At 72.5% G+C, this 7,824-nt stretch carries 7 protein-coding genes; 4 read left to right on the top strand and 3 right to left on the bottom strand.

The genetic code is table 11. The annotated features are described in order from the left end of the window. On the top strand, positions 1-961 hold a 961-nt coding region (locus ABT116_RS36780; protein ID WP_351643232.1), incomplete at its 5' end, for a sensor histidine kinase. Between the two features lie 138 nt (positions 962-1,099). Here the strand turns inward: ABT116_RS36780 and ABT116_RS36775 are convergent. The 3 genes from ABT116_RS36775 to ABT116_RS36765 form a co-directional block, all read right to left on the bottom strand. Further along, positions 1,100-1,627 carry a hypothetical protein gene (locus ABT116_RS36775; RefSeq protein ID WP_351643230.1) on the bottom strand — a complete coding sequence of 176 codons (528 nt, stop codon included), beginning with the start codon at positions 1,625-1,627 and terminating at the stop codon, positions 1,100-1,102. Positions 1,628-1,726: 99 nt separating this feature from the next. Continuing rightward, complete coding sequence (locus ABT116_RS36770) at positions 1,727-3,514, bottom strand: ABC transporter ATP-binding protein (RefSeq protein WP_351643227.1); 1,788 nt, start codon at positions 3,512-3,514, stop codon at positions 1,727-1,729. Between the two features lie 75 nt (positions 3,515-3,589). Then, positions 3,590-3,805: a hypothetical protein gene (locus tag ABT116_RS36765; RefSeq protein ID WP_351643224.1), complete on the bottom strand. Its 216-nt coding sequence runs from the start codon at positions 3,803-3,805 to the stop codon at positions 3,590-3,592. Positions 3,806-4,018: 213 nt separating this feature from the next. Here ABT116_RS36765 and ABT116_RS36760 point away from each other — a divergent pair, with 213 nt between their 5' ends. The 3 genes from ABT116_RS36760 to ABT116_RS36750 form a co-directional block, all read left to right on the top strand. Beyond that, entirely contained in the window at positions 4,019-5,287 is a 1,269-nt protein-coding gene (locus ABT116_RS36760; RefSeq protein WP_351643221.1) for a DUF418 domain-containing protein, read from the top strand. A gap of 409 nt (positions 5,288-5,696) precedes the next feature. Continuing rightward, positions 5,697-6,908, top strand: a complete 1,212-nt coding sequence (gene fahA / locus ABT116_RS36755) for a fumarylacetoacetase (protein WP_351643218.1) — start codon at positions 5,697-5,699, stop codon at positions 6,906-6,908. Positions 6,909-7,139: 231 nt separating this feature from the next. Next, positions 7,140-7,824: M56 family metallopeptidase (locus ABT116_RS36750; protein ID WP_351643234.1), on the top strand; the 685-nt coding region annotated here is incomplete at its 3' end.

Raw genomic sequence — 7,824 nt, 5'->3', positions numbered from 1 at the left:
GGCGTTCCGGCGCCGGTTCCCGCTCGGCGTGTTCCTGCTCACCCTGCCCATCGCGCTGATGCAGGACGTCGCCGTCGCTGTGCTCGCGGCGTTGTTCACCCTGGCCGAACGCTCGCGCAATCGCCGTCTCCTCGCGGTGTGCGTCGCCCTGGCCGCCGTCGCGAGCAGTACGCCGTGGCCCCTCGCCGAGGCGGACCGGACCATGACACTGGTCTTCTTCGTGTACGGCCTGGCAACCAGCGTCGCCCCGGTCCTCTTCGGCCAGCTTCTCCAGGCGCAACGGGACCTGGCACGGCGACTGGCCGAGATCGAGGAGGCCAGGGAGCACGAGCGGACCCTGCACGCACAGGCCGTGCTCGCCCGCGAACGCGCCCAACTGGCCCGCGAGATGCACGACGTGGTCTCCCACCAGGTCAGCCTGATCGCCGTGCGGGCCGGAGCCCTTCAGGTCGCCACCAAGGACACGGACGCCAAAGAGGCAGCCCGCACCATCCGTTCGCTGAGCGTCACCACGCTCGACGAACTGCGCACCATGGTCACCCTGCTACGCGCCTCCGGCGGCCACGCCACCGAGCTGACCCCTCAGCCCACCCTTGCCGACCTGCGCAAACTGGTGGAATCCAGCGGCACCCAAGCGGAGCTGACGGGTGAGCTCCCGCCCACCGTGGGCACACCCGCCCAACGCGCCCTCTACCGCACGGTCCAGGAAGCACTGACCAACGTCCGCAAACACGCTCCCGGCGCCAGAGCGCGCGTCGAGCTGTGGCAGGACGGCGACGGCATCGGAGTGACCGTCACCAACACCCCTTCCACACGCCCCTCCCTCTCCCTGCCCGGTTCGCAACAGGGCCTGGTCGGTCTGCGGGAACGGGCCGACATCCTGCACGGCACCCTGGAGGCGGGGCCGACTGCTCAGGGCGGCTACCGGGTGCGGCTGAGGGTCCCTCTCAGCACGGACTGACATGCTGTTCCGTCGGCTCGTGGCTCACAAGACCCACGCGTGAGCCGCGGCCGGCAACGGGCGCCGGCGCCCCGGGCCGTGCTCCGCGCAGCTTGCCGGCTCGTCCAGCTCCCCGTCCTGCCCATGTCCGGTGCCGCGTCACTTCAGGACGGTGCCGACCAAGGCGACGGCCACTCCCAGGAGCGCGTCGCTGCAGCCGATTCTGACGGCTCGTCCCCATGTGCGACCTGCGGCCCGGGAGGCGAGCAGGCCCCAGCCCAGTAGCAGGACGGTGTTGATTGTGAAGGCGACGTGCTCGATGCCTGCGGAGCGCCACCAGCCAAGGCCCGCCCCCCACAGCAGCAGTGTGGTGGGCAAGGCCGCCACCACCAGCGGCCATTCGGCGACCACGGCGCGCATCACTCCCCGTATGCCGGGATGGCCCTGGGCATCGCGGTGGGCGATCTGGTGGGCGTATCCATGGGCCAGGGCCGAGGCGAGGGCGGTGAACAGGACCCACAGGGCGTGGTCCATGCGTGCCGCCCGGGTCGTCTCGCCGAACTGGGTGAGCGCGGCGACGGTCGAACTCGACACCAGGAGCCCGTACACGCCGCCGAACAGGGCGGTCGGCTGTGCCAGCCAGCTCCACACCGCATGTCTGTCTGGGACGGCGGGCTCGGTGCGCATACGGGGCCTTTCGTGGTCTTGGTTCGCGTGGGTATGGGTGCGCGTGGTTGTCCGGCCGGGAGCGGGGCAGTGCGACCGGACAACCTGGCGTGTGATGGGTCATCGCGCGGGGGCCAGGAGCTGGGTGGCCGCCAGTTGTGCGTACAGCGGGTCCTCGGTCACCAGTTCCTCGTGGGTGCCGACGGCGCGGACCCGGCCGGCGTCCATGACGACGATGCGGTCGGCGCCGGTCACCGTCGACAAGCGGTGGGCCACCACCAGCACGGTGGTCGCGCGGGCCACCTCCGCGATGACCTCCCGCAGCGCCAGCTCGTTGACGGCGTCGAGCTGTGAGGTCGCCTCGTCCAACAGCAGCAGCCGGGGCTTGCGCAGCAGGGCACGGGCGATGGCGATGCGCTGCCGCTCGCCGCCCGACAGTTTCGAACCGCGGTGTCCGACCGGGGTGTCCAGGCCGTGGGGCAGGCGCTCGACGAGGGTGTCGAGCTTTGTGCGGGCCAGGACCTCGCGGACGGAGTCGTCGCTCGCGCCGGGCGCCGCGAAGAGCAGGTTCTCCCGCAGGGTGCCTGCCAGCACCGGCGCGTCCTGCTCGACGTACCCGATGGCGGATCGCAGCTCGGCCAGCGGCCAGTCCCGTACGTCCGTGCCGTCGACCAGGACCCGGCCGCCGGTGGTCTCGTGGAACCGCTCGATGAGCGCGAAGACCGTCGACTTGCCCGCACCGGACGGTCCGACGAATGCGGTCATGCCCGTGCCCGGTACCTCGAAGCTCACCTGCTGATGGGTGTACGGCAGGCCCCGACCGTAGCGGAACGACACGTCCTCGAAGCAGACCGACGCCGGGCCCTGCACCGCTGTCCCCTGCCGGGGCAGGGCACCCTCCTGCCGCGCGGCCGGTTCCGCCGCCAGGCGTTCCACCTGCGCGATCCGGGACAGCGCGGCCGCCCCCTCCTGATAGGAGGACACGGCGTCGACCAGCTTGGACACCGGCTCGATCAGGTAGAAGAGGTACAGCAGGAAGGCGATGAGGGTGGACACCGGAATCTCCCCGGACGCCACGCGCGCCCCGCCGACCGCGAGCACGGCGAGGAAGGCCAGCTGGACGGCGAGTTCGTCGGCCGAGCCCGCCAGGCACTCCCACTTCGCGCTCTTCACACCGTGCCGCCACGCCCGCTGTGCCGCGGCCTCGACCCGGGCGGCCTCCCGCTCCTCGGCACCGGACGCCTTCACCGTGCGAAACGCCCCGAAGACCCGCTCCAGCGCGACGGAGATCTCCCCGACCGCCTCCTGCGCCCGCTCGGTGGCGCGGGCGATTCTCGGCATCATCAGGGCGACGGCCCCGCCGACCAGCACGACCACACCGAGCGTCACACCCAGCAGCACGACATCCAGAAACGCCATCATCACGATCGCCGCCACGAGAGTCACCGCACCAGAGGCCGCGGAGACCACCGCCTGGGTGCTGACCGCCCGCAGGAGCGTCGTGTCCGAGGTGACACGGGACATCAGATCACCCGGCGCGACCCGCTCCCACTCCGCGATCCGCAGCCGCAGCAACCGCCCCACCAGGGTGCGCCGCGCGGCCAGGACCACCGACTCCGCCGTCCGCTCCAGCACATACGCGCCGAACGCCTCGACCGCGGTGCCCAGCAGCACCAGCGCGGTGAGCGCGATGAGGATCGCGGCGATGGTCTCACCGGTCGCGAGCCGGTCCATGAGTGCCTTGGTGGCCAGCGGCTGCGCCAGTCCCCCGGCGGCTCCGGCCAGGGCGCACAGCAGGCCGAGGGCGACGGCCCACCGGTGCGGCCGCACGTATGCGCCCAGTGCCTTGACCGTCTCCCGGGCGGACAGGGACGTCTCATCCGTCGTCGGGGCGGATGCGGTGTTCACGAAGTTCCTTTCCTCTGCGGTGTGCCGGGCACCGCATCAGCGGTCCGGCGCACCAGGGCGTGAGCGGGTGCCGGCTCAGTGGACGAATGCGGACGCCCTCGCGGCGAGGGCGCGCACCAGCCCTTCGGACACCTCCGGGCGCGTGACGAACAGGACGAAGGCGCCCGCCGCCAGCGTCAGACCGAGGAACTCCAGGAACTCACCCCTGCCGGGGGCCGCTCTGCGGCCGGCTACGTGGGCCGATGTTCCGGAGGAGTCCTCGCGCTCGTCGTGTCGTGCACGGTGTGTCATGCCTCCAGCCTGGAAGCCCGTCCGCCCCGCGCCCATCCGGCACCTGTCGGGTCCACCCCCGCCGAGTGGCTGGAGAGAACAGCCGTCCGGTCGTACCGGGCCGCCCGGGGACGGCACTCCGCCGGTCGGCAGGGCGGTACCCGCCGATCAGCGGGGGCGTCACCGATGAATGCCGGATGGTCCGTCCCCTGACGGCCACGCGAGGTTCTCCGTATGACACAGACACAGCCGCCGCGGGAGACGCCGGCGCCGCCAGAGAACTCGCCCCGGCCGCCCCGGACCTCCCCCGAGTCCGCCGTGCCGGCCTCGCCCGGTCCCTCGATGGGACGCCTCGTCGGGGTGGACCTGGCCCGCGCGCTCGCGGTGTTCGGCATGTACGTCGTGCACATCGGCCCCCCGCTGTCCGCCACGACCGGCGTCGCCAGCTGGATCCGCTACATAGCGGATGGCCACTCGTCGGTTCTGTTCGCCACCCTCGCCGGGTTCTCACTGATGCTGCTCGCCGGCCGCCGCGAGCCCAAGACCGGCCTGGCCGGCCGGCAGGCGAAGGCCCGCATCGCGATCCGCGCCGTGGTTCTGCTGGCGCTGGGCACCGTGATGGCGATCGAGTACGGGGGAGTGATCATCCTCGGCTTCTACGGGATCTACTTCCTGCTGGCCCTGCCCCTGGTGCGCCTGCGCGCCAGGACGCTCGCGATCATCGCGGCCTCGCTCGCCCTCGTCACACCGCAACTGGCGTTCGCCCTGACCTCGCTGCTGACTCCCTCGGTCCAGCAGAGCATCAACACCTACGACCCGCTCCGCCACCTCAGCGAGGTCGGCGTCCTCGATCTGCTGCTCACCGGCTTCTACCCGGCGCTCACCTGGATGCCGTTCGTGATCGTCGGCATGGCCCTGGGCCGCCTCGACCTGTCCTCCGGCACGGTTCAGCGGCGCCTGGCCGCGCTCGGTGCGGCCCTCACCGTGGCCGCATACGGCATGTCGCTGCTGCTCGCCGGCAAGGACGCGTTGCGGAGCCTCGCAGAGGACGGGCCGTCGTCCGGCGGCTCCGGGTCGATGCCACTCGACAGCGGGTCGATGCCTCCCGACGGCGGTTCGTTCCCCGATATGCCGGCGTCGTCGCTCCTGGCGGCCGGACCGCACAGCGGCACCACGTTCGACATCATCGGCAGCGTGGGCGTCGCGATCCTCGTGATCGTGGGCGCGACGGTGGCGATGGACCGCCTGCCACGCATGCGCCGCCTCGCGAAACCGGTCATCGCCGTGGGCACCATGTCCCTGACCGCCTACGTCGGCCACTTCCTCGCACAGTCCGCACTGTCCACGCCCGCCGGAACCGGCACCCAGCAGTCCTGGCTCCCCTTGATCATGTACGTCCTCGGAGTCACCCTGTTCGCCGCCGTCTGGTCCCGCTTCTTCCGCCGCGGCCCCCTGGAGTACCTCCTCAACGCCGCCACCAAGCCGGCGAAGCACATCCGGTGAAACCCGGCCGGGGTGGGACACCTCCACACCCCGGCCCGGGCCGCTCATCGGATCCAGCGTTCCGCCACTGCTGCCCCAACACCCATCACGCCAGGCGGTGCTGGGGCAGCCTCTGAACAACCGCACCAGCAGGACAGGACTCGCCGGGGCCGTCCATGGATCGCCACCAGGGCCACCTACAGGTCCTCGCAGCCCGCCGGCCTCATCGACGCCCGAGGGCACGGGGCCACCTGGCGATCGAAGTCACAGCCGGACTCGCCCCGTCCGGTCCCTCCCGGGCCCACCTGCCCCGTTCGCCCCTCTCCGCCTCCTCGGGCTCTGCCCAGGACCGGCGCGTCACCCGTAACGTGTGGCATGACCACGAACACGTGGCGACGACATGGCGCACCCGAAAGCGAGGCAGCACCCGATGCCCCCCTTCGATGTCCCCGAGGGCGATCCCTTCGGCCCGCACAACCTGCCGTACGGCGTGTTCTCCCTGCCCGGCTCTTCCCACCGGGCCGTGGGCGTCCGGCTCGGCGACCATGTGCTGGACGCGGGCGCGGCGGCCCACGCGCTCGGTTCGCCCTACGCCTCCCTGCTCGCGCAGCCGACCCTCAACCCGCTGCTGGCCGCCGGCCGCACGGCCTGGTCGGACGTCCGCCGGGCGCTGACCGCCTGGGTGACCGTGCCGTCCCACCGCGAGACCGTCGCACCGCTGTTCCACCCCCTGTCGTCGGTGACCCTGCACCTGCCGTTCGAGGTGGCGGACTACGTCGACTTCTACGCCTCCGAGAACCACGCCCGGAACGTCGGGCAGATGTTCCGGCCCGACGCCGAGGACTCCCTCACCCCCAACTGGAAGCACCTGCCCATCGGCTACCACGGCCGCTCCGGCACGGTCGTCGTCTCCGGCACGGAGGTGCCGCGCCCGTCCGGCCAGCGCAAGGCGCCCACGGACGCCGCTCCCGTCTTCGGGCCGTCCGTCCGCCTGGACATCGAGGCCGAGGTCGGCTTCGTCGTCGGCGTGCCCTCCCGGATGGGCGCGCCGGTGGCGCTCGGCGACTTCCGCGAGCACGTGTTCGGGCTGTGCCTCCTCAACGACTGGTCCGCGCGCGACATCCAGGCCTGGGAGTACGTGCCCCTCGGCCCGTTCCTCGGCAAGTCCTTCGCCACGTCGGTGTCGGCGTGGATCACGCCGCTGGACGCCCTGGAGGAGGCTCTCGTGGCGCCCCCGGCCCGGACGCACGAGCTGCTGCCCTACCTGGACGACGGCGACGAGGAACCGGGCGGCTACGACCTGCGGATCAGCGTCGCCGTCAACGGTCACGTCGTCTCCGAGCCGCCCTTCTCCACCATGTACTGGACGGCCGCCCAGCAGCTGGCGCACATGACGGTCAACGGCGCCTCACTGCGCACCGGCGACCTCTACGGCTCCGGCACGGTCAGCGGCCCGGCGGAACGGGAACGCGGCTCCCTGCTGGAACTGACCTGGAACGGCCGCGATCCGCTCGAACTCCCCGGCGGCAAGCGCACGTTCCTGGAGGACGGCGACGAGGTGACCCTCACGGCCTGGGCCCCGGGACCCGACGGTGTGCGGGTGGGGCTCGGCGAGGTGACGGGGCGGGTGGTCCAGGGCTGACGCGGACCGGCCGGGAGCCGGCTCTCCAGGGCGTCCGGCCCTCGCCCCTCCCGTCCCCTCTGTTGTCGTTCAGCCCCCTGGCGCACACCGCCCGGCCCGTCATACTGGGCGCGGGGCGGTGTGCCCGCACGTCCGCCACGCTCGTCGTGGTGACCGGTGCGCTCGGCGATCGCCCTCCCCCGCACGACCCGTAGCCGCCCCTCTTGTGACGAGGAACCGGAGCCCGTGGCCATGACCGTCTGCCTGCTCCTGCTGAGCGTCGTCGCCGTGACGGCCGCCGTCCCCGCTCCCCGTGCGCTGACCCGGGCGTCCTGGCCCGAGCGGGAACCGGTGGTCGCGCTGTGGGTCTGGCAGTGCCTGGTCGCCACCGTCCTGTTGGCGTGCGTGACGGCGCTCTCCCTGGGCGCCGCCGCCGTCTTCGGTACCGTCCGCGCGCAGCTCTTCGCCCCGGCACCACCCGCGGTGACCGCGGCGTACGACCTGTCCACCGCGCCGCCCTGGGCCGCCGCCCTCACCCTGCTGCTGGCCTGCGGCGCCGCCTGGACGACGGCGATGCTCGCGCGGGAACTCGTCGAGGCGCGCCGCCGCAGGGCCCAGGCCCGGGCCCATCTGCGTGAGCGCGCCCCCGACCTGCCGGCCGGTCTGCCCGCGGCCCGGGGTCCGCTGCTGGTCCTGGAGGACGAGTACCCGGACGCCTGGTGGATGCCCGGCCACCCGCCCCAGCTGATCGTCACCACGGGCGCCCTGCACCGCCTGACCGGCCACCAGCTCGACGCCGTCCTCACCCACGAGCGGGGCCACGCCCGCGCCCGCCACGACTGGCTGCTGCACCTGTCCACCGCCCTGGCCACCGGCTTCCCCCGCATCCCGCTGTTCGCCCACTTCTGCGACCAGACCCACCGCCTGGTCGAACTGG

Origin of the sequence: Streptomyces sp. NPDC002130, from assembly GCF_040296465.1 — a bacterium.
In the GTDB taxonomy this organism is placed as follows: Bacteria; Actinomycetota; Actinomycetes; order Streptomycetales; family Streptomycetaceae; genus Streptomyces.
This window is presented reverse-complemented; position numbering and strand designations above follow the sequence as displayed.

Coding starts and splice junctions, on each gene's coding strand:
- ABT116_RS36760 (WP_351643221.1), top strand. CDS start 4,019: ATGACACAGACACAGCCGCCGCGGGAGACGCCGGCGCCGCCAGAGAAC.
- ABT116_RS36775 (WP_351643230.1), bottom strand. CDS start 1,627: ATGCGCACCGAGCCCGCCGTCCCAGACAGACATGCGGTGTGGAGCTGG.
- ABT116_RS36765 (WP_351643224.1), bottom strand. CDS start 3,805: ATGACACACCGTGCACGACACGACGAGCGCGAGGACTCCTCCGGAACA.
- fahA (WP_351643218.1), top strand. CDS start 5,697: ATGCCCCCCTTCGATGTCCCCGAGGGCGATCCCTTCGGCCCGCACAAC.